We start from the raw sequence: 21,183 nt of genomic DNA, 5'->3' as shown, positions 1-21,183 counted from the left end.
GCCTTTGTCGCCGGCACCTGGGCCGGCCGACAATGGCCCATGAGCGGATAAAAAAAATGAGGACGCTTGCCTTGGCTCATGCCGAGCCCAGGCAAGCCGCCCCGAAGCGCTCCCTCGATCGTCAGGGCGCCATCAGCGCAGGTTGCTGCGCTCGGTCGGCGTCAACTGGCTCAGTTGCGCCTCGCTCAACGCTGGCGGCCGAGGCGATCGCGCAGCGGCCCTCGAACCAGCTCGGCCTCTATAACGAGGCGGCCACCAGCCATCGCATGGGCAACAACACCTTTGGCACGTCGGTGTATCCGCAGCGCCCGGCCAGTCCGGCGCCGGGGGCGCCGGTCATTCCGCGCGCGCAGCCTTGAGTGGTTGGCGGCAACGGCGGCGCAGCGCGCCTCAGCGGCCCATGCGCGCGTCGTAGCTGCGCGAGATGCGCTCTAGCAGGCGGGGATCCGACGGGTCGGTGCCGTCGAACTGCACCCGCACCGTGCCGTCGGCCTGGCGGCGCACGCTGGCCCTCACCGGCAGGTTGTTGCGGGTTCCTTCCACCGTGCCGGCCACGGCATCCTCCGTGTTGATCGCCACGCCCTGGTCGCGCATGGCGCCGGCGGCCGCGGCAAAGGCGCGGTCGTAGCGGCTGGGCTGCAGGCCCGGGTAGGTGGTCGGGACCACCTCGGCAGGGTAAGGGTAGGGATAGCATGCCGTCAGCACCGGCACTGCGGCGAACACGGCAACGCCCGCCAGGATCCGGAGCCCATGCTTCATGGCGTCACCTTGCTCCAGCCAGGGCCGGGATCGAAGGTCTTGATCGCCGCGGCCTTGCCGGCACTGTCGGTGCCCAGGTCGCGTTCATAGACCTGGCCATCGTGGCTGACCATGAAGCTCTTCACGCCGGTATCGCCATACCGCACCGGCCAGGCCAGCACAGCGAAGCCGCCGAACAGCTTGCCATTGACGACATAGTTGTACGCGCCGCCGGGTGCGGTGGGCCCCTGCGCGGTCAGCAGCTTGTAGTGATAGCCGTAGTAGCCGCCCTGCCCCGGGTTGCGCTTGCCGGCGGTCAGGAATGCGGCCCCGAGCGGGCTGGGCGGCTTGCCCTCCGATGTCGGCCAGTACAGCCCGTCCTGCTTGCCCGGCGTACTCGCAAGCTTGCCTGCATAGGCCAGCAGGCCGTCGCCGTCATGATCGGTCCGGGCGTATTCGCGCTGGGCGTCATAGACCGCGAGCATGGCCTGGATCACCGCGAGTTCATTGCGGCCGATGCGGCGTATGCGCATCTCGTCGACCCCGGCACGCGTATCGAACTGCCAGCCCTTCGATGTCTTCACCAGCGGCACTGGCAGGGTCCAGCCGTCATTGCCTACGGCGATGCGGGCATGGCTGTCGCCCTCTGGCTGGACCGCATGCGAGATCCGCCAGGCCTCGAGAAAGCGGTACCGGATGTCGGCGCCGACTGGCGGGATCAGGTCGTGGATGCTGGCGCCCAGCAGCCCCTTCATGGCATTGTCGTCGCTGGTGGCGACCGCCTCGCCAAAGGCGTTCATGGCGGCCTCGGGGGTTTTGAAGGACTTCTGCGCGTGCGCGGCGTGCATGCCGGCAACGGTCAGCGCGAGCGCAAGCGCCAGCGCGCAGGCCAGGCGGCCAGGCAGGGATCGGGCAAGGCTTAGTGGTGACGTCATGATCGAGGCTCCCTGGTCCGCTAGCGCCTGCCACCGCGTCCGCCGCCGCCACCACGGCCCCCGCCGCCGCTGAAGCCGCCGCCGCCACGGCCCCCGCCGCCGCCGCTGAAGCCGCCGCCTGCGTGGCCTCCGGCCGACTGCATGCTGGAGCGTCCGCGATCAAAGTCGCGCTGCGACGCCGCGCCGCCGCCCACGCCCTGGAATGCGTTGTCCCGCCCGCCACCGCCGCCGCGGTCGGCTACGGTGGTGGCCCGTTCACCGCCGCCCCGTGACCGATCGGCAGCCCCTGCGCGGTCCGATACACCGGCCCGGTCAGAGACCCCGGCCCGATCACTGCCCCGTTCGCCAGCGCGATCACCGACCTGGTCTCCGGCGCGGTCTCCCGCCCGATCACCCGCCCTTTCTCCGGCCCGGTCTCCGGCACCCGCCCGGTCCTGCCCGCCGGCCCGGTCGCGCGCCGCGCGGTCGGACACGCCGGCGCCACCCTCGCGACCCCGGAACTCATTGCGCCGGTCCCCGCCTGGCACATCGCGGGAGAATTTCTCGCGGGTGGCATTGTCGCGGTAGGCCACGCCCTGCCGGTGACCGGCGTCGTGCTGCCAGCGCCCGCCGCTCTGCACCTTGGTGCGGTCAAAGTTGCGGTCGATATTGGTGGCCCGGTTGACGTTGACGTTCACGTCGCCGCCGCCCCAGTTGCAGTTGCCGAAGATCGCCCCGGCGGCGGCCAGCCCGACGCCCCAGGCAAAGCCCGTGGCCAGCGCGGCGCCCGGGTAATAGGCGGGATAAGGCGGCCAGTAGTACGGCGGGTAGGACGGATAACCCCAGGAACCGTAGACCACGGTGGGGTTGTAGGCCGGGACGTAGATGACCTGCGGGTCGGCCGGTTCGATGCGCACCACGGTCTGCACGCCTAGCGCCGCAGTGGTCGCGGGCTCGACAATGACGTTCTGCTGTTCGGTGCTCTTGAGGTTGCCGGATTGCTGGGCCTTGTTGCGCAGCCGCTGGACCGCGGCCAGCACGTCTTTCTCCTGGGCCAGGAAGGCATCGCCCAGCTTCTGGGTCCAGTCGAGCTTGTCGTTCATCGGCTCAAGGACCTGCGGGAAGGCCACCAGCGACTTCACGCTGACATCCCAGGGCTGGTCGGCCACGGCCTTGACCGCGGCGTCGCCCTTGACCTTGGGGTTGGCCTTGACCCAGCGCGCCGCGTGCACGATCTCCAGCGGATAGGTGGAGGCCATCAGCACCTGCGACAACACGGAATCGGGATAGAGCGCGATCGGCGCGACCAGCGCCTCAAGCTCCTCGGCCTTGAAGGTGGGTGGCGGCTTTGGTGCGTCTTGGGCAGCGGCGCCGCCCGCTGCTGCCGCCAGCGCGACAAACAGCCACGCACAGCCGGACTGAAGCAGCCGCCTGACCAGAAAGGCCATGTTCCCTCCTCGCAACTGGTGACGGAGCCATCCGAGGCGTACCGGGGCAGCGCACCGGGCCGGAGGAAGTTCTCCTGCCGCGTGCCATTGCCAGACGACATACGGAGCGGATATTGCTCCATACGCGCTACGAAGGTAGTACGGAACACATTGAAATTCAACCGAATTCCGGTCGCGGTCCGGCAGACCAGCCGGCAAGGGTTATGCCAGGAAAATGGATCGGCATGAGGATTTCCCCCGATTTTGCTTCTATCGTAGAAACGAGCCGCCTGTGCGCATGCAAGCGGTACCCCAGGTTTGAAGGTGCATGACCGGACCCTCGAGGCACCGGTACGTCAGTGGAGGAAGATCATGGCCAAGCGGAAAGGAAAGCGCCACGACGACAACGGAAGCCAGACGGAGCCGCCGCGCGAACCAGACCCGGCCGACAGCCGCGACGAAAAGCCGGACCAGCAGCCGCGCGAGCGCATGTCGGAGAAGGCATACCAGAAGGAACTCTTCGCCCTTCATGTCGAGCTCGTCAAGCTGCAGCAATGGGTGCAGGCCAGCGGCAGCAAGGTCTGCGTGGTGTTCGAAGGGCGCGACGGTGCCGGCAAGGGCGGCACCATCAAGGCCATCACGGAACGCGTCAGCCCGCGCATTTTCCGCGTGATCGCCCTGCCCGCGCCGACCGACCGCGAAAAGAGCCAGATGTACGTGCAGCGCTACCTGCCGCACCTGCCCGCCGCGGGAGAGATCGTCATCTTCGACCGGAGCTGGTACAACCGCGCCGGCGTCGAACGCGTGATGGGGTTCTGCACCGAAGCGCAGACCGACGAGTTTCTGCGCGCCGTCCCACTGGTCGAACGCGCCATCGTGCATTCCGGCATTATCCTGATCAAGTACTGGCTCGAGGTCAGCCCGGAGGAGCAGACCCGCCGCCTGCAGGGGCGCATCAAGGACGGCCGCAAGGTCTGGAAGCTCACTGACATGGACTTGCGCTCGTACAGCCGCTGGTACGACTATTCACGCGCGCGCGACGCCATGTTTGCCGCATCCGATACCGACTATGCCCCGTGGCATCTGGCCAATTCCAATGACAAGCGCCGGGCGCGCCTGAACATCATCACGCACCTGCTGGCACAGATCCCGTACAAGGCGATCGAACGCAAGCCAGTCAAGCTGCCTGCCAGGCAGAAGGCGGGCGGATACCGGGAGCCCGACTATCCGTATCGGTATGTCGAAGAGCGGTACTAGCTACTTCGGCAGCTTGCGCGACTTCCAGCTCCCGTCCTTCTCCTTGCAGTACCACCCGGTCCAGGCTTCGGTTTCGCCGGCCCGGCGGAATTCACTGCGCAGTTGCCGGCACCGGTCGCCGTGGTCGCGCCGGGACTGCAACGGCGTGAAGGAACCTTCGACCTGCCGCTCGCGCGCGTCGGGTGGCAGCCTGAACGGCATGCGGGCGCCGTCGGCGCCCTGCTCCAGGGTCCTGCGGAAGACATCCGTCAACGCCGTGAGCTGGTCCTGGGTAAGCGTGCCGACGATGGTGCCGCCAAGGTAGTGGTCAAAATAGGCAACGGCCGGTCCTGCCGACATTGCACCCGCAAGCATTGCGGCACTGCATGCCAGCGCGTGCAGGATCCTGTATCGCCTGTTCATCTCGCCTCCTCCGCCATGGCCTGCCCCGAGGCGGGCAAGCGAGGAAGCACCGGACCCACATGCCCGCCAGCCGCGGCAGCGGCCTATTCGAAACGCTCGGTCAGCACCATCGCGTCCACCTTGCGCTGCTTCCAGAACAGGTGGTTGATGCGCGGCTGCAGCAGCCGCAACGCGGCCCCATCGACCGAATTGAAATGCAGCGATACGGCCGGGCGGGTGCCGTCTCCCGGCACGCGTTCAATCTCATCGAAGGCCGGGAAGCCGTAGCGACCGATGAACTCCTGGATTTCCTCGTCGGTTGTCGCCGTATCGATATTCACAAGCATCAGCACACTCATTGACGTCTCCTGAAGGCTCGGGATGCCAGTCAGCCCGGTTCCGATGCGGCCATGAGTCCGCGGGCCCATCTCCCCTTCCTATCTTTAAGCCAGGCTGGATCGGAAGGCAAACTTTGATTCCCGATGAGGAATCCAGGGCAGATTCCATCACCTGCGGAGGCTTCGATCCGGCTGGCGCCGGACCGTGCGCAAACGCTAACGCCCTGCCGCGCGGTAGCGCATGGCGAATTGCCACCCCAGTTCGGCCAGCGGCACCGCCTTCCTGCCGGTCTCCACGGCATCCGCCGCGGCGGCGTTGCCGCTCCTGGCTCGCTGCCCGATGCCATGCATGATCGCCGCCAGCCGGAAGAAATTGTAGGCGAGATAAAAGTCCCAGTGCTCGAGCGCGTGCGTGCCGTTGGTCTCGCCGTACCAGCGCAGGTAGGTCGCCTCGTCGGGAATGCCCAGCGCCTGCAGGTCGAGCCCGCCGATACCGCGCCACAGGTCGGCCGGGATATGCCAGCTCATGCAGTGGTAGGCCAGGTCCGCCAGTGGGTGGCCGAGCGTGGACAGCTCCCAGTCGAGCACGCCGATGACGCGGGGCTCGGTGGGATGGAAGACGAGGTTGTCCATGCGGTAGTCGCCATGCACCACGCTGGTCTGCTCCGCGTCCGGGACGTACTGCGGTAGCCACTCTGCCAGCGCCGCCAGCGCCTTGTTGTCGCCCATGCCGGTGTCTCGGCACTGGCCGGCCCAGCGCGCGACCTGGCGCGCCACGTAGCCGCCGCTCCTGCCATAGTCCGCCAGGCCGGCGGCGCGGTAGTCGACGCGGTGCAAGGCGCCGATCACGCGGTTCATCTCGCGGTAGATCGCGGCGCGCTGTTGCGGGGACTGGCCCGGCAGGGACTGGTCATAGATCACGCGGCCCTGCAGGAGTCCCATCAGGTAGAAGGGCGTGCCAAGGATCGTGGTGTCTTCGCTGTAGAGGTAGACCGGGGGCACCGGCACGTCGCTGTCGCGCAGCGCGTGCATCACGCGATACTCGCGGTCGATGGCATGGGCGGACGACAGCAACTGGCCCGGCGGCTTGGTGCGCAGCACGTATTGCTGCGCGCCGCAGGCCAGCCGGTAGGTCGGATTGGACTGGCCGCCGGCAAGGCGCTCCAGGGTCAGTTCGGGCCGGTCGATCAGGCCTTCTGCATGCAGCAGCGCTGCCAGGGCAGCGCTATCGAAACCCGAACCGCCAGTCGCGGCGGGAACTGCAAGGGCTGGTTGCATTGGATCGCTCTCCTCGATTGCGGGTGGGCTCAGAGCGAGCTGACCGCGTGGCCGCCGTCCACGGGCAGCACCGTACCGGTCATGTAGTCGGAAGCATCCGAAGCCAGCAGCAGCAGCGCGCCGTCGAGCTGCCGGGGCTGGCCGAGCCGGCGCTGCGGAATGCGCCCGATCATGGCCCGGCCGCTGTCGGTCTCGAAGAAGCTGCGGTTGATGTCGGTCTCGAAATAGCCCGGCGCCAGCGCGTTGACGCGGATCCCGTGCCGCGCCCATTCCAGCGCCAGCGAGCGCGTCAGGTGGATCAGGCCCGCCTTCGCGGCGGTGTAGGCCGGGACCTGCTGCGCCACGCGCAGGCCGAGGATCGACGCGATATTGACGATGCAGCCGCCGCTGCCGGCCTCGCGCATCAGCCGCGCCGCGCATTGCGCCACGCGCCAGGCGCCGTTCAGGTTGGTATCGATCACGCCTTGCCAGGCGGCCTCATCCACCTCCATGGCCGGCCCGGTGGTGGCGATGCCGGCGCTGTTGACGACCACCTGGACCGGGCCGAGCTGTTGGCGCGCCGTCTCGAACGCCGCACCGACCGACGCGGGGTCCCTGACGTCGAGCGCAACGACGCAGCCTTGCCCGCCCTGCCTGCGCAGTTCCGCCAGCACGGCCTCGCCTTCGGCCACGCGCCGCCCCGCCAGTGCCACCTTGCAGCCGGCGCGCGCCAGCGTCTGCGCAAAATGCAGGCCCAGGCCGCCAAAGGCCCCGGTCACCAGCGCTACCTTGCCTTCCAGGTCGGCGAACAGGCCGAGGTTGCGTTCTTGCTGGTTCATCAGACTTGCTCCGAGAAACCTCGCCCTTCAGGGCGGGGAGTGAAAGGAGTGCTGCCGGCAGCAAGCAATCCCATATTAGAATGACCGGCATGCTTCTGGTCTATCGCTACCGGGTGAAGTCGCTGAACGGCCTGCTCAATCAGCAGAGCCGCGCGGTGAACTACGTCTGGAACTTCTGCAACGACACGCAGAAGCACGCACTCAAGTGGGGCAAGAAATGGCCCACGGGTTTCGATCTGAACGTGTTGACCACCGGCAGCAGCAAGGAACTGCGCATCCATTCCGGCACCGTCAACGCGGTTTGCGAGCAGTACGCCAAGTCGCGTAGCCAGCACCGCAGGCCGTACCTGCGCTATCGCGGCCGCAAGTCGCTTGGCTGGGTGCCGCTCAAGGGCCGGGATCTCAAGCGCTCGGGCGACGCATTCCGCTTTGCCGGCAACACGTTTCGCGTGTTCAGCTCCCGCCCCCTTCCCGAAGGCAAGATCAAGGACGGCACAAATTTCTCCTGCGATGCGCGAGGCAACTGGTTCCTGAACATCGTGATTGAAGTTGCCGACACCCAGGCCCGCTGCCCGGAACGCGGCGTCGGCATCGATCTGGGCTTGAAGGACATTGCCACGCTGTCCACCGGCGAGAAGTTCGAGAATCCGCGTCACCTTGGCCAACTCGAGCAAGCCCTTGCCAAGGCGCAACGGGCGCGCAAGAAACGACAGGCCACGAACCTCCACGCGCGCATCGCCAATGCGCGGCGCGACTTCCTGCACAAGCTCTCGCATCGCATCGTGCGGGACTTCGACTACATCGCGGTGGGGAATGTGAATGCCGCCGGCCTCGCCAAAACCAGCATGGCGAAGTCCGTCCGCGATGCGGGCTGGTCGTCCTTCCGCACAATGCTCGCGTACAAGGCGATTGCGCATGGCGCGTGGTATGAGGAAGTCGACGAACGTTTCACCACCCAGGTTTGTTCTTCGTGCGACGCGATGCCGCCGGGGAGGCCGAAAGGTATCGCAGACCTCGGAATAAGGCAGTGGGTATGCAGTGAATGCGGTGCCGTACATGATCGCGATGTGAACGCTGCGTTAAATATCCTTGCCCGATCGGGACATCGATCGCCTGCAGAGGGAATCTCCTCCCTTTAGGGAGGGGAGAATGTCAATCCATGTCTCCTCGTTATTGCTGTGAATCTGCGGCTCAGGCGGCCTTGAGCATGTCCTCGACCACCTTCTTGGCGTCGCCGAACACCATCATGGTCTTGTCCATGTAGAACAGCTCGTTGTCCAGCCCGGCATAGCCGGCGGCCATCGAGCGCTTGTTGACGATGATGGTCTTGGCCTTGTACGCCTCCAGGATCGGCATGCCGGCGATCGGCGACTTGGGGTCGTTCTTGGCCGCCGGGTTGACCACGTCATTGGCGCCCAGCACCAGCACCACGTCGGCCTGGCCGAACTCGCTGTTGATGTCTTCCATCTCGAAGACCTGGTCGTACGGCACCTCGGCCTCGGCCAGCAGCACGTTCATATGGCCGGGCATGCGGCCCGCCACCGGGTGGATCGCGTACTTCACGGTCACGCCTCTGTGCGTGAGCACTTCGGTCAGTTCCTTGAGCGCGTGTTGGGCACGCGCGACCGCCAGGCCGTAGCCCGGGACGATGATCACCGTTTCCGCATTGCCCATCAGGAAGGCGGCGTCATCGGCCGAGCCCGATTTCACATTGCGCTGGGCCTGCCCTGCCGGGCCGCTGGCGGCCGCGGCGTCGCTGCCGAAGCCGCCCAGGATCACGTTGAAGAACGAGCGGTTCATCGCCCGGCACATGATGTACGACAGGATCGCGCCGGAGGAACCCACCAGCGAGCCGGCGATGATCAGCATCGGGTTGTTCAGCGAGAAGCCGATGCCCGCCGCTGCCCAGCCCGAGTACGAGTTCAGCATCGACACCACCACCGGCATGTCGGCACCGCCGATCGGGATGATGATCAGCACGCCCAGCACGAAGGCGAGCGCCAGCATGACCAGGAACGGCATCCATGCCTGCGTCAGGAAGAACGCAATGCCAAAGCCCACCATCGCCACCGCCAGCAGCAGGTTCAGCCAGTGCTGGCCGGCGAACACCACCGGTGCGCCCTGGAACAGCCGGAACTTGTAGCGCCCGGCCAGCTTGCCGAAGGCGATCACCGAGCCGGAGAAGGTGATGGCACCGACGAAGCAGCCGATGAAGAGTTCGATGCGGTTGCCCAGCGGAATGTCATGCGAACCGGCAGCCGTGATACCGAAGGCAGCAGGCTCCGCCACTGCCGCCACGGAAATAAACACCGCCGCCAGGCCGATCAGCGAGTGCATCGCCGCGACCAACTCGGGCATCTTGGTCATCTGCACCTTCTTCGCCACGTAGGCACCGATGCCGCCGCCCACCACCAGCGCCGCCAGGATCAGCGCCAGGCCGGTGCCCGGCGCGGACGGGTCCGCCCCGCCGGACAGCAGCTCGCTCTTCAGCTTGAAGATCAGCGCCACCGTGGTGAGCGCCGCCACCAACATGCCCGCCATGCCGAAGGTATTGCCGCGCCGCGCCGTGGTCGGGTGTGACAGCCCCTTGAGCGCCTGGATAAAGCAAACAGACGCGCCCAGGTAGGACAGCGTCACCATATTCATCGACAGGCCATTCATTGCGCTACCTCCGCCAGTTTGCCGCCAGGCTGCCCCTTGGCTTCGGGCTGCGCCTTGGGTGCCTTCTTCCTGAACATCTCCAGCATGCGCTGCGTGACCAGGAAGCCGCCGAACACATTCACTGCCGCCAGCGCCACCGCCAGCGTCCCCATTGCGCGGCCAACGTAGCCCTCGGTCAGGCCGGCGGCCAGCATGGCGCCGACGATGATGATGGCCGAGATCGCATTGGTCACCGCCATCAGCGGCGTGTGCAGCGCGGGCGTGACCGTCCAGACCACGTGGTAGCCCACGTAGATCGCCAGTACAAAGATGATCAGGTTAATCACCGTGTGGCCAACTATTTCCATCGAGATCTCCTTGATTGCCGGTTCAGCTGGCGAGCGCCAGTTCTTCGCGCCGCGTCATCAGGCATGCGGCGACGATGTCGTCTTCCAGGTTCAGCGTGAACTGGCCGTCCTTGTCGATGACCAGCTTGAGGAAGTCCAGCACATTGCGCGCATACAGTGCCGAGGCGTCGGCCGCGACCATGCCGGCCAGGTTGGTGTGTCCGATCAGCACGACGCCATGGCGCTCGACCACTTCGTCGGCCACCGTCAGCGGGCAATTGCCGCCCTGTGCCGCGGCCAGGTCGACCACCACCGAGCCCGGCTTCATCTGCTGCACGGTCGCTTCGTGCAGCAGCGTGGGCGCCTTGCGGCCCGGGATCAGCGCGGTGGTAATGACGATGTCGGCCTGGATCGCGCGCTGGTGGACCAGTTCGGCCTGGCGCTTCATCCAGTCCGGCGGCATCGGGCGCGCATAGCCGCCCACGCCCTGGGCGATCTCGCGCTCTTCGTCGGTGAGGAAGGGAACATCGAGGAACTTGCCGCCGAGCGATTCGATCTGCTCCTTCACCGCGGGGCGCACGTCGGAGGCCTCGATCACCGCGCCCAGCCGCTTGGCCGAGGCGATGGCCTGCAGGCCGGCGACGCCCGCGCCCAGGATCAGCACGCGCGCCGCCTTGACGGTGCCCGCGGCGGTCATCAGCATCGGCATGAAGCGCTGGTAATGGTGCGCCGCCACCAGCACGGCCTTGTAGCCGGCGATATTGGCCTGCGACGACAGTACGTCCATGCTCTGCGCGCGCGTCGTGCGCGGCGCGGCTTCAAGCGCAAAGGCGGTGATGTTCGCGGCGGACATGCGCGCGTTGTTCTCGGCGTCGAAGGGATTGAGCATGCCGACCAGCACGGCGCCCGGCTTCATCTGCGCCAGCTCGGCTTCGTCCGGTGCGCGCACCTTCAGCACCAGTTGCGCGCCCAGCGCCTCGGCGGCGCTGCCGATGCGCGCTCCCGCGGCCTCATAGGCGCTGTCGGTCTGGCTGGCACGCACGCCGGCGCCAGCCTGCAATATGACCTGGTGGCCCTGTGCCACGTATTTCTTCACGGTCTCCGGCGTTGCGGCAACGCGCGCCTCCCCCGCCCGCGTCTCAGTCGGGATCCCTATCTGCATTTCAATCTCCTTTGGTCCCGTGCATTCCGTGCGTCGAGGGTGGACGGGCAACCTGTGTGCCGGGCGCCGCATGCCGGATCAATGGCAAGGCGCGGCGCCGGTCTTGGCGGTACAGCTCAGCGGGGCACTTCCCCTTCCAGCGTGACGCGGTTCAGCACGCGGTCGGCATTGCCATAGTCGTGCACGGCGTAGTGCATGGTGCAGCGGTTATCCCACATCACCACATCGCCCTCCTGCCACATATGGCGGTAGACGTTGTCCGGCGTCACCGAGTGCTCATACAGGAAGTCGAGCAGCGGACGGCTCTCCACTTCGGTCATGCCTTCGATGCACTGCGCGGTGTCGGGGTGGCCGACATAAAGCGCCTTGCGCCCGGTCTCCGGGTGCGTGCGCACGATCGGGTGCACGGCCGTCGGCACCTTGTCCGAACCCGTCATCTTGGCCAGCCGCGCCCCCGAGAAGCGGGCCCGCAGCCCTTCGATCATGCGCTGCATCGCCGGCGACAGGCGGTCGTACGAGACGTACTGGTTGCACCACATGGTGTCGCCACCGATGGGGATGGTGACCGCCGACAGGATCGAGATCTTCGGCGGCACCTCGGTATAGATCGAGTCCGAATGCCAGGCCTCGGTCGAGGCGGTTTCCTTCGGGATCCTGGTGACCTGAGCCAGTTCCGGGAACTCGGTCAGGCCCTTGAGCAGCGGGTTGCCCTGCACCGGCTTGCCCCAGCGCCGGGCGAACGCGACCTGCGCGGCCGGCTGCAGTTGCTGGCCGCGGAACACCAGCACGCCATGCTCCAGGAACGCCCGGTGCAGGATCTCGAAGCTGGCGTCGTCGAGCGGCTGGTTCAGGTCGACACCGGTCACGGCTGCAGCCACGGAGCCGGTCAGCGGCTTGATCTGGATTGTCATCATGTCTCCTCTTATCTATCGCTTTCTGTGGAATCAGTCGACCAGCAACACGATCTTGCCGACGTGCTGGTCTTGCTTCATGTACGCATGCGCGGCGTCGATGTCGGTCATGGCAAAGGTCCGATCGATCGGCAGCCGCACGCGGCCCGCGCGCAAAAACGGCAGCATGTCGCGCGCGCAGGCCTGGATGCACTCCAGCCGCTCCTGTTCCGTGCGGGTGCGGAAGGTCACGCCGATCAGCTGCAGGCGCTTGAGCCAGAGCTGTGCCAGGTCGATCTGGGCGGTTGCCGAGCCCAGCCGCGCGATGTTCACCAGGCGGCCCTTGATTGCCAGGCTTTTCATATTGGCCTCGAACACCGGGCCGCCGACGGTATCGATGATGATGTCGACGCCCTTGTTGTCGGTGGCCTGCAAGACCGCCTCGACCTGGTCGTCCTTCGAGGCGTCGATGCCGACATCCACGCCGAACTGGCTGATTTTGTCCAGCTTGGCCGCCGAGCGCGAGGACGCAATCACAGGCCGGGCGCCCATCAGCGAGGCGATCTGGATCGCCGCCATCGCCACGCCGCCCGAGGCGCCGTTGACCAGCACCGACTCGCCCGCCACCAGGCGGCCGTTGGTGACCAGTGCGTCATGCGCGGTGATAAAGACGTTGGGGAACGCCGCGGCATCGATCCATGACAAGCCGTCCGGCACCGGGATCAGTGCCAACGGGTCGGCCACCACGTACTCCGCCTGGCACCCGCGGCCATGGCCCATCACGCGGTCGCCCTTGCGCCAGCCGCTGACGCCTTCGCCGACTTCCGCGATCTCGCCGGCAAATTCGACGCCGGTGGTGATGGTGTTGCCCGAGCGCAGCTCCTTCGCCTGGTTGATTTCGCCACGGTTGAGGCCCGCGGCGCGCACCCTCACCAGTACCTGCCCCGCTGCCACCACCGGCACGGGGATATCCTGCACTTCGACCTTGCCGCCCTCGGGGCCCGGCACTACACGGACTGCCTTCACTGTTGTCTCCTTTTCCTGTCTCTCGACGTGTCTCTTGCTGCGTCTGTACTTGCTATGCGCTGCCCAGCGCCGTCGCGCGGATCAACGACAGCAGCTCCAGCGCCCGTTCGGCGGCAGCTTCTCCACCCGGATGGTTGCCGCGTACAAACGGCGCCCGCGTATCCTCGATGGCGGCCAGGGCGTGCAGCGGCTTCTCCGCCGCCACCGCCAGCCGCCGGAATTCATTGACCGTCAGCAGGTAGGTATGGAACACATCCGCCTGCGGCGGCGTCGCACCCACCTTGTGCAGTAGCGCGTTCAACCAGTGCGTTCCCGCCAGCATCGCGCCTTCGATAGTCATCTCGTAGTCGACGCTGGTGCACTTCTGCAGCGACGCCTCGAGACTGCGCGCCATCGCCATGTGCTGCTCAATGTCCATGGCGGTCTCCCTCCAGGCGCGCTTCCAGCAATCCCAGGCAGCGGCGCAGCGCGGCGTCGCAACCTTGCGCAATCCCGGCGGTCGGCGCCAGCCCTTCGCGCAGACAGGGATCGCGGTAGTGCTCGATGTGCTCCATCACTTCCATCATCTCGGCGATATCGGCAGGCACCGGCCCCTCCACTTTCGGGCGACCGACATGCAGGACGTCGCCCAGCGGCCGGAACGCCGGCTTCAGGCTGCCGTCGGGCTGCGGCACCAGGTAGACGCCGGGTTGCGTCGGGAACCGGTCGTCATCCAGCGTGATGCCCGCCTGATGCAGTGCTGCATTGACGGCATGGGTGCCGGCGGTCATGCCTGCCCAGAACCACAGGCCGAAGTCCTCCAGGGGATCCAGGCGTGCGCGCAGGGCCTGCAGCTTCGCAATCTTTTCCTTGTGTGACATGACGTTCATGTCCGCCTTCTCCGTTGATTCACTGCGTCGATGCTCCGGCGCAAACAACATCGCCGTTGTCATGACGATAGACAGCGGTCGGGCCGATGTCAACAAACTTCTATATAGGACTTTCACTCTAGGAGTAGTGGTTTTCGCTGAGTATCCCTATTTATCCTTGACTAGATACCAGCAGGCTCCCTACATTTGATCCCAACACCTATACAGGAGTTGATCAATGCCCCGAGCCATCGTACTGAACCCGGCCGACAATGTGGCCACCCTGCTGGACGCCGGCCAGGCCGGCGACGCCTGCGCGCTGGAAGGCGAGCGACAAGGCAAGCTGGTGCTGCTGCAAGACGTGCCGTTCGGCCACAAGATCTGCATCGCCGACACGGTCGAGGGAGAAACCATCCTGAAGTACGGCCAGGTCATCGGCCGCGCCAGCCGCGCGGTGCGCGCCGGCGAACACATGCACGTTCACAACATCGAGTCGGCGCGTGCCCGCGGCGACCTGCAAAAGGGGTAATGCAGATGACAACAACCTTCCTCGGATACCCGCGCGAGAACGGCGCGGTCGGTGTGCGCAACTGGGTCGCGGTGGTTTCCGTGATGGACAACTGCAATCCGGTCACCCGCACCATTGCCCGCACCGTAGGCGGCTGCATCCCGGTCACGACGCTGTTCGTGCGCGGACAGTTCGGCGCCGACCTGGATTTCGCGTTCGAGTCGCTGGCCGGCCTTGGCCGCAATCCCAATATCGCCGCGGTGCTGCTGGTGGGCCTGGAAGAATCGTCGACGGAAGAGGTCGCACGCCGCATCCGCAGCACCGGCAAGCCGGTCGAATGCGTGCACCTGCAGCCCGACGGCACGGTTGCATGCATTGCCGAAGGCACGCGCAAGGCCAGCCGGCTCTCGCTGGCGGCGTCGAAGGCGCGCCGCGTGCCGTGCCCGGTGTCGTCGCTGGTGATCGGCGTCGAGTGCGGCGGTTCTGACACCACTTCCGGGCTGAGCTGCAATCCGGTGATCGGCCGCATGGCGGACATGGTGATCGCCGGCGGCGGCACCGTGATCATTTCCGAAACCTCGGAGTTCATCGGCGCCGAGCATCTGTTCGCCGAGCGCGCGGCCGATGGCCGGGTGCGCGAGGCCTTTGTCACGGCGGTGCGCAACATGGAAAACCTGGCGATCTCGCGCGGCGTCGACATGCGCGAGGACCAGCCTTCGCCCGACAACAAGCGCGGCGGCCTGACCACGGTCGAGGAAAAGGCGCTGGGCGCCATGGCCAAGGCCGGCACCAGCCCACTGGTGGGCGTGCTGCGCTACGGCGAGGCGCCGCAGAAGAAGGGGCTGCATTTCATGGACGCGCCGGCCGCGGCAGTGGAAAATCTCACTGCGCTGGCCGCCGGCGGATGCCAGCTCACCTTCTTCGGCACGGGGGTGGGCAACCCCATCGGCAGCATGGTGGCACCGACCGTCAAGGTGTGCGGCAACGTCAATACCCTGCACACCATGGCCGACAACATTGACTTCGACGTCAGCGGAGTCCTGCAGAACGGGGACAAGATCTCCGACCTCGGCGAGCAGCTGTTTGGTTATGCGATGGACGTCGCATCCGGCACGCGGCTGACCAGCGAGGTGCTCGATATCCGGGAGACCGCGGTCAGTCGATTCGCACTGAGCCTCTGAACAACCATGACCAAACTTCGCAGCGTCTCCGACGCGATCATCCACTCCATCGAATCCGGCGCACTGCGCGAGGGCGACCGCCTGCCCTCCGAGGGCGAGCTCGCCAGCTTCCATGGGGTCAGCGTCGGCACGATCCAGAAGGCATTGGCGCGGCTGACGCACTCCGGACTGATCACGCGCGAACAGGGACGGGGCACCTTTGTCTCCGGGACGCGCGTTGCGCCGGCGGATGTCCGTTACCTGCGCTTTCGCGATGAACAGGGCAACGAGCTGCCGTCCTACGTCCACGCGCGCTCGGTAAAGCGTATCAAGCGCAAGGGACCGTGGTCGGAGTTCCTCGCCGGTGACGGCTACGTGCGCATCGAGCGCGTGATCAGCGTCGGCGGCCGCTTCGACCTCTACAGCGAGTTCTGGCTGCGCGAGGAAGACTTTGCGCAACTTGGCGGGCTGGACCGCGATGCCCTGGAGAAGAACCTGCGCGAGCTGATCGGCCAGCGCCTGTCGCTGCCGACGCTGCGCGTGGACCAGTGGATCCGCTTTGGCCCGGCCCCGGCCGCGGCCGCGCAGGAACTCGGGCTCGACCCGGAAGCGCCGGCATTCATCATGGAGTTACGTGGCTACACGCTGCGCGACCAGCCGCTCTACTACCAGTCGATCTATGCCGCCCCGTTCGCGGAGCGCCTGATGATCGTGCGGGAGAAATCCACATGAGTATCCGCTGGAAAACCGACCGCCTTGCGCGCTGGACCGCCGCCGTGTTCGAGTCGTGCGGCGTGGCGCCAGACCAGGCTACCGAAGCCGCGGCCGCACTGGTGCGCAGCGAACTGCGTGGCTACAAGACGCATGGCCTGACGCGGGTCCCCTCCTATGTCGAACGCCTGCGTGCCGGCGATTTCAACCCGCGCCCCGAGATGTCGCACAAGGCCTTTCCGGGCGGCATCGTGCTGGACGCCGACGGCGCCATGGGCCAGATCGCGGGCCCGCGCGCCGTGCAACTGGGGCTGGAGGCGCTGCAATCGTGCGCGTCCGTGCTGGTTGCGGTGCAATCGTGCGGCCATCTCGGCGCGCTGGGCATCCCAGCGCTGCTGGCTGCCGAGGCGGGTGCCTTCTGCATGGTCGGACAGCGCACGCCGCCCGTGCTGGGCATGGAAGGATTTGCCCGCGCCGCGATCGGGCACAACCCCATCGCCTTCGGCTGCCCGTTGCCGGGCGCGGCGCCGATCGTGTTCGACGTCGCCTGCAGCGTCGCCGCCCGCGGCCATATCCTGCTGGCCGCCCGTGAAGGCAAGCCGATTCCCGATGACTGGGCGCTAGACGCCGACGGCCATCCGACCACCGATGCGCAACGCGCGCTGGAAGGCTCGCTGCTGCCCACCGGCGGGCACAAAGGCATCGGCATCGCCATGATGGTGGAGTGCCTGGCCGGTGCCATGGCCGCCACCGCAGACTCGCTTTCTCCCGCGCGCAACACCGTCGCAGGCGCCGGCGCGGTCGGCCGCCAAGGCGGTTTTGTCTGGCTGGTAAAGCCGGACGCCTTTGCCGGCAAGGACCTGTTCGCCGACTACATGGCGCAGTGGACCGGCAATTATCTTGCCGCCGGCGGCGCCGATGCCCGGCTCCCCGGACACCGAGGCGAAGCGCTCGAACGCGAAGGCCGCGAGCAAGGCATCGCCCTGCCCGACGCGGTCGTGCGGGAACTGGATGCGCTAGGCCGCGAACTCGGCATCCCCCTCCCCGGCTAGCGCCGCTTCCATCACCTGTATTGCCTGGAATCCGGGTGCCAAGGCACGCCGGCAGGCCCCGTTCAACCCTGTTTGCCTGAAAACCGCCCTTATGAATGCTCCAATCCTCCCCGACGCGGCCCGGCAGGCGATGCAAGCCGTGTCGATCGACGACAAGTACGCGCTGGACTCCGGCCGTGCCTACATGAGCGGCGTGCAGGCGCTGGTACGCCTGCCGCTGTTGCAGCGCAAGCGCGATGCCGCGGCCGGCCACAACACCGCCGCCTTTATTTCCGGCTACCGCGGTTCACCCCTGGGGACCTATGACCAGGCGCTGTGGCAGGCAAAGAAGCATCTTGCCGATAACCACGTGGTCTTCAAACCCGGCGTCAACGAGGAACTCGGCGTCACGGCGGTCTGGGGCTCGCAGCAACTGGAGTTCGATGCCGCCAGCAAGCGCTACGACGGCGTGTTCGGCATCTGGTATGGCAAGGGTCCCGGCGTCGACCGCAGCGGCGATGCGCTCAAGCATGCCAACCTCGCCGGCACCTCGCCGCTGGGTGGCGTGATCGCGCTCGCCGGCGATGACCATGTCTCCAAGAGCAGCACGCTGGCCCACCAGAGCGACCACACCTTCATGGCGTGCGGGCTGCCGGTGTTCTTCCCGTCCAATGTGCAGGACATCCTCGATCTCGGCGTGCATGCCCTCGCCATGAGCCGCTTCAGCGGGCTGTGGGCCGGCATGAAGACCGTGCAGGAGGTGGTGGAATCGGGCGCCTCGGTGACCACCGACTCGGATCGCGTGCGCATCGTGTTGCCGGAAGACTTCGCCCTGCCCGAGGGCGGACTGCATATCCGCTGGCCCGACGATCCGCTCGCGGCCGAGGCGCGCATGATGGAGTTCAAGTGGCCGGCCGCGCTCGCCTATGTGCGTGCCAACCGCCTGAACCGCAACGTGATCGAGGGATCCGGCGACCGCCTCGGCATCATCGCCAGCGGCAAGGCCTACAGCGACACGCGCCAGGCCCTGCTCGACCTCGGGCTGGATGACGCCACCTGCCGCGCGCTCGGCATCCGGCTGCACAAGGTCAGCGTGGTTTGGCCGCTGGAGCCCGACAGCGTGCGCGACTTTGCGCGCGGGCTGCGCGAAATCCTGGTGGTCGAGGAAAAGCGTCCCGTCATCGAGCAGCAGCTCAAGGACGAGCTGTACCACTACCCGCCCGCCGCCCGCCCGGCCGTCTTCGGCAAGTACCACCACACCGACGGCGCCGGCGGCGAATGGAGCCACCGCAAGCCCGCCGAGGACTGGCTGCTGCGCGCCAAGGCCGATCTCTCGCCCGCGCTGGTGGCCAAGGCCATCGCGCAGCGGCTCAAGGCGCTGGGCGTGCCGGCCGACGTGGCCGCGCGCATGGACGTGCGCCTGCAGGAAATCGAAGCGAAGGAACGCGCCACCGGCCAGGGCGATACGCGCGCCACCGATCGCCTGCCGTGGTTCTGCCCGGGCTGCCCGCACAACACCAGCACCCAGGTGCCGGAGGGCTCGGTCGCGACCGCCGGCATCGGCTGCCACGGCATGGTGGTGTGGATGGACCGCTCGACCACCTCGTGGTCGCAGATGGGCGGCGAAGGCGTGCACTGGATGGGCCAGGCGCCCTTCAGCAAGCGCACCCACATGTTCGCCAACCTGGGCGACGGCACCTACAACCACTCCGGCCTGCTGGCGGTACGCCAGTCGATCCACGCCGGCGTGAACCTGACCTACAAGATCCTGTTCAACAGCGCCGTGGCCATGACCGGCGGCCAGCCGGTGGACGGCCAGCTCGACGTGCCGGCGATGACGCGCGAACTGGGCGCCGAAGGCGCGCGGCAGATCGTCGTGGTCACGGACGAACCGGGCAAGTACAAGGGTGTCGACAACCTCGCCGCCGGCGTCACCGTGCGCCACCGCGACGAGCTCGATACCGTGCAGCGCGAGCTGCGCGAGGTGTCCGGCGTGACCGTGATCATCTACGACCAGGCCTGCGCCACCAAGAAGCGCCGCGAGCGCAAGCGCGGCACCATGGTCGATCCGGCGAAGCGCGTGGTCATCAACGAGCTGGTGTGCGAAGGCTGCGGCGACTGCTCCGTGCAAAGCAATTGCCTGGCCGTGCAGCCGGTGGAAACCGACTTCGGCCGCAAGCGCAAGGTCAACCAGGATACCTGCAACAAGGACTTCTCCTGCACCAAGGGCTTCTGCCCGAGCTTTGTCACGGTCGAAGGCGGCCAACTGAAGAAGCCCGCCGCCACCGCGAGCGGCCGCGCCACGCCTCCGGCCATCCCGATGCCCACGCTGCCGGATGCCGGCAAGCCGCAGCGCATCGTGGTGGCGGGGATCGGCGGCACCGGCATCGTCACCATCGGCGGCGTGCTGGGCATGGCCGCCCACCTGGAGGGCAAGGGCGTGATCACCCAGGATGCGACCGGCATGGCGCAGATGGGTGGGGCCACCTGGAGCCACATCCAGATCGCCGCCAGCCCGGACGCCCTGCATGCGAGCCGCGTCGACATGGCCATGGCCGACCTGGTGATCGCCTGCGATACCGTGGTCGCAGCCGGCAAGACCTCGCTGGCCGCGATGTCGCCGGCGCGGACCTATGTGGTGCTGAACAGCCATCTCACCCCGACCGCGGCCTTTGTCCGCAATCCCGACTGGGATCCGCAGACCGGCGAGGCCGTGGCGCGGATCGCGCAGTCCGTCGGCGAAGGCCAGCTCGCCAGCTTCGACGCCGAACAGGTGGCGAAGCAGCTGCTCGGCCAGTCGATCTTCGCCAACCTGCTGCTGCTCGGCTATGCCTGGCAGAAAGGCAAGGTGCCGCTGTCGCACGCCGCGCTGATGCGCGCCATCGAGCTCAACGGCGTGCAGGTCGACAGCAACAAGGCGGCCTTCGAATGGGGCCGGCTGTGCGCCCACGATATGTCGAAGATACCCGCGCAGCCGGCCGGCTCGCAGGTAATCCAGTTCGTGCGCAAGGTGCCGGTCGGGGAACTGATGACGAAGCATGCCGACTTCCTGGCCGGCTACCAGAACCGGGCCTATGCGGCGCAATACGAGTCGTTAGTGGGCCGCGTGAAGGCAGCGGAATCGGTCGTCGGCGGCACCCGCCTGACCGAAGCCGTGGCCCGCTCGCTGTTCAAGCTGATGGCCTATAAAGACGAATATGAGGTGGCTCGCCTGCATACCGGCGCCGCATTCCGCCAGCAGATTGCGGCGATGTTCGAAGGCAAGGTCCGGCTGGTCCATCACCTGGCCCCTCCCCTGTTTGCGCGGAAGAACCAGGCCGGCGAACTGGTGAAAGGCGCCTATGGCCCGTGGATGCGCAGCGCGTTCGGCGTACTGGCCCGGTTCAAGGGACTGCGCGGCACGGCATTCGACCCCTTCGGCTACACCCTGGAGCGCAAGGAAGAGCGGGCCTTGATCGGTGAATTCCGGCGCAGCGTGGAAGCCTTGCTGCCGGCACTTTCCGCGCAAAACCTTGACCTGGCGCTGGAGATTGCCCGGCTGCCGCAGGAAATCCGCGGCTACGGCCACGTCAAGGCGCGCAACCTGGCGGCCACCCGCACGCGCTGGGAGCGGCTGATGGCGCAATGGCAGCAAGGAAGCGCAAAGCCGGGACAGACCAAGGCTACTGAAGCGGCATAAACCAAAGACTGAAACAGCGTAGGCCCCGCC

Annotated in this window: 22 protein-coding genes; 8 read left to right on the top strand and 14 right to left on the bottom strand. The window is 66.9% G+C overall.

Features of this window, described 5'->3' with window-relative positions; genetic code table 11:
• Nucleotides 1-56: 56 nt before the first annotated feature.
• Nucleotides 57-359 carry a hypothetical protein gene (locus tag CNE_RS40640; RefSeq protein ID WP_085959663.1) on the top strand — a complete coding sequence of 101 codons (303 nt, stop codon included), beginning with the start codon at nt 57-59 and terminating at the stop codon, nt 357-359.
• Between the two features lie 31 nt (nt 360-390).
• Here CNE_RS40640 and CNE_RS06135 read toward each other — a convergent pair whose 3' ends face one another.
• The 3 genes from CNE_RS06135 to CNE_RS06125 are packed head-to-tail and all read right to left on the bottom strand — an operon-like array spanning nt 391 to nt 3,100.
• On the bottom strand, nt 391-759 hold the full coding sequence (locus CNE_RS06135; protein WP_013956264.1) for a hypothetical protein: 369 nt from the start codon (nt 757-759) through the stop codon (nt 391-393).
• Nucleotides 756-1,673 (bottom strand): DUF2950 domain-containing protein, encoded by a 918-nt coding sequence (locus CNE_RS06130; RefSeq protein ID WP_013956263.1) that lies wholly within the window; start codon nt 1,671-1,673, stop codon nt 756-758. The genes CNE_RS06135 and CNE_RS06130 overlap by 4 nt, the downstream gene beginning before the upstream one ends.
• Nucleotides 1,674-1,693: 20 nt before the next feature.
• Complete coding sequence (locus CNE_RS06125; RefSeq protein ID WP_013956262.1) at nt 1,694-3,100, bottom strand: DUF3300 domain-containing protein; 1,407 nt, start codon at nt 3,098-3,100, stop codon at nt 1,694-1,696.
• A 351-nt stretch (nt 3,101-3,451) separates the two neighbouring features.
• On the opposite strand from CNE_RS06125, the gene ppk2 reads away from it, so the two are divergent.
• On the top strand, nt 3,452-4,336 hold the full coding sequence (gene ppk2, locus CNE_RS06120) for a polyphosphate kinase 2 (RefSeq protein WP_013956261.1): 885 nt from the start codon (nt 3,452-3,454) through the stop codon (nt 4,334-4,336).
• On the opposite strand, the gene CNE_RS06115 is transcribed toward ppk2, so the two are convergent.
• The 4 genes from CNE_RS06115 to CNE_RS06100 all read right to left on the bottom strand — a co-directional run bounded on the left by CNE_RS06115 (nt 4,337) and on the right by CNE_RS06100 (nt 7,151).
• Nucleotides 4,337-4,738 carry a hypothetical protein gene (locus CNE_RS06115; protein ID WP_013956260.1) on the bottom strand — a complete coding sequence of 134 codons (402 nt, stop codon included), beginning with the start codon at nt 4,736-4,738 and terminating at the stop codon, nt 4,337-4,339.
• 83 nt (nt 4,739-4,821) lie between these two features.
• On the bottom strand, nt 4,822-5,076 hold the full coding sequence (locus CNE_RS06110) for a hypothetical protein (RefSeq protein ID WP_013956259.1): 255 nt from the start codon (nt 5,074-5,076) through the stop codon (nt 4,822-4,824).
• 195 nt (nt 5,077-5,271) lie between these two features.
• The gene (locus tag CNE_RS06105) at nt 5,272-6,333 is read right to left on the bottom strand and encodes a phosphotransferase family protein (protein ID WP_013956258.1); all 1,062 of its coding nucleotides are present in this window, start codon (nt 6,331-6,333) and stop codon (nt 5,272-5,274) included.
• Between the two features lie 29 nt (nt 6,334-6,362).
• On the bottom strand, nt 6,363-7,151 hold the full coding sequence (locus CNE_RS06100; RefSeq protein WP_013956257.1) for an SDR family NAD(P)-dependent oxidoreductase: 789 nt from the start codon (nt 7,149-7,151) through the stop codon (nt 6,363-6,365).
• Nucleotides 7,152-7,240: 89 nt separating this feature from the next.
• Between CNE_RS06100 and CNE_RS06095 the strand changes: the two genes are divergently transcribed.
• The gene (locus CNE_RS06095) at nt 7,241-8,290 is read left to right on the top strand and encodes an RNA-guided endonuclease InsQ/TnpB family protein (protein WP_041228346.1); all 1,050 of its coding nucleotides are present in this window, start codon (nt 7,241-7,243) and stop codon (nt 8,288-8,290) included.
• Between the two features lie 52 nt (nt 8,291-8,342).
• On the opposite strand, the gene CNE_RS06090 is transcribed toward CNE_RS06095, so the two are convergent.
• From CNE_RS06090 to CNE_RS06060, 7 genes are all read right to left on the bottom strand, one after another.
• A complete protein-coding gene (locus CNE_RS06090; protein ID WP_013956255.1) occupies nt 8,343-9,812 on the bottom strand; it encodes an NAD(P)(+) transhydrogenase (Re/Si-specific) subunit beta in 1,470 nt (489 codons plus the stop codon).
• Nucleotides 9,809-10,159 carry an NAD(P) transhydrogenase subunit alpha gene (locus CNE_RS06085; RefSeq protein WP_013956254.1) on the bottom strand — a complete coding sequence of 117 codons (351 nt, stop codon included), beginning with the start codon at nt 10,157-10,159 and terminating at the stop codon, nt 9,809-9,811. Before CNE_RS06085 ends, CNE_RS06090 begins: the two co-directional genes overlap by 4 nt.
• Nucleotides 10,160-10,181: 22 nt before the next feature.
• Nucleotides 10,182-11,300, bottom strand: coding sequence for a Re/Si-specific NAD(P)(+) transhydrogenase subunit alpha (locus tag CNE_RS06080; RefSeq protein ID WP_013956253.1), 1,119 nt, complete (start codon nt 11,298-11,300; stop codon nt 10,182-10,184).
• A gap of 116 nt (nt 11,301-11,416) precedes the next feature.
• Nucleotides 11,417-12,211, bottom strand: coding sequence for a TauD/TfdA dioxygenase family protein (locus CNE_RS06075; protein WP_013956252.1), 795 nt, complete (start codon nt 12,209-12,211; stop codon nt 11,417-11,419).
• Nucleotides 12,212-12,244: 33 nt separating this feature from the next.
• Nucleotides 12,245-13,216: a zinc-binding dehydrogenase gene (locus tag CNE_RS06070; protein ID WP_013956251.1), complete on the bottom strand. Its 972-nt coding sequence runs from the start codon at nt 13,214-13,216 to the stop codon at nt 12,245-12,247.
• Nucleotides 13,217-13,268: 52 nt separating this feature from the next.
• Nucleotides 13,269-13,634 (bottom strand): hypothetical protein, encoded by a 366-nt coding sequence (locus CNE_RS06065; RefSeq protein WP_013956250.1) that lies wholly within the window; start codon nt 13,632-13,634, stop codon nt 13,269-13,271.
• Entirely contained in the window at nt 13,624-14,085 is a 462-nt protein-coding gene (locus tag CNE_RS06060; RefSeq protein ID WP_013956249.1) for a hypothetical protein, read from the bottom strand. The genes CNE_RS06065 and CNE_RS06060 overlap by 11 nt, the downstream gene beginning before the upstream one ends.
• A 217-nt stretch (nt 14,086-14,302) precedes the next feature.
• Between CNE_RS06060 and CNE_RS06055 the strand changes: the two genes are divergently transcribed.
• The 5 genes from CNE_RS06055 (at nt 14,303) to CNE_RS06035 (ending at nt 21,153) form a co-directional block, all read left to right on the top strand.
• Nucleotides 14,303-14,593: a UxaA family hydrolase gene (locus CNE_RS06055; RefSeq protein WP_013956248.1), complete on the top strand. Its 291-nt coding sequence runs from the start codon at nt 14,303-14,305 to the stop codon at nt 14,591-14,593.
• Between the two features lie 5 nt (nt 14,594-14,598).
• Nucleotides 14,599-15,753 carry a UxaA family hydrolase gene (locus CNE_RS06050; protein ID WP_013956247.1) on the top strand — a complete coding sequence of 385 codons (1,155 nt, stop codon included), beginning with the start codon at nt 14,599-14,601 and terminating at the stop codon, nt 15,751-15,753.
• A gap of 6 nt (nt 15,754-15,759) precedes the next feature.
• Nucleotides 15,760-16,464, top strand: a complete 705-nt coding sequence (locus CNE_RS06045; protein WP_013956246.1) for a GntR family transcriptional regulator — start codon at nt 15,760-15,762, stop codon at nt 16,462-16,464.
• Nucleotides 16,461-17,495 carry an Ldh family oxidoreductase gene (locus tag CNE_RS06040; protein WP_013956245.1) on the top strand — a complete coding sequence of 345 codons (1,035 nt, stop codon included), beginning with the start codon at nt 16,461-16,463 and terminating at the stop codon, nt 17,493-17,495. The genes CNE_RS06045 and CNE_RS06040 overlap by 4 nt, the downstream gene beginning before the upstream one ends.
• Nucleotides 17,496-17,586: 91 nt before the next feature.
• The gene (locus CNE_RS06035) at nt 17,587-21,153 is read left to right on the top strand and encodes an indolepyruvate ferredoxin oxidoreductase family protein (protein WP_013956244.1); all 3,567 of its coding nucleotides are present in this window, start codon (nt 17,587-17,589) and stop codon (nt 21,151-21,153) included.
• Nucleotides 21,154-21,183 lie beyond the last annotated feature (30 nt).

The organism is Cupriavidus necator N-1, from assembly GCF_000219215.1.
Lineage (GTDB): Bacteria > Pseudomonadota > Gammaproteobacteria > Burkholderiales > Burkholderiaceae > Cupriavidus > Cupriavidus necator.
This window is presented reverse-complemented; position numbering and strand designations above follow the sequence as displayed.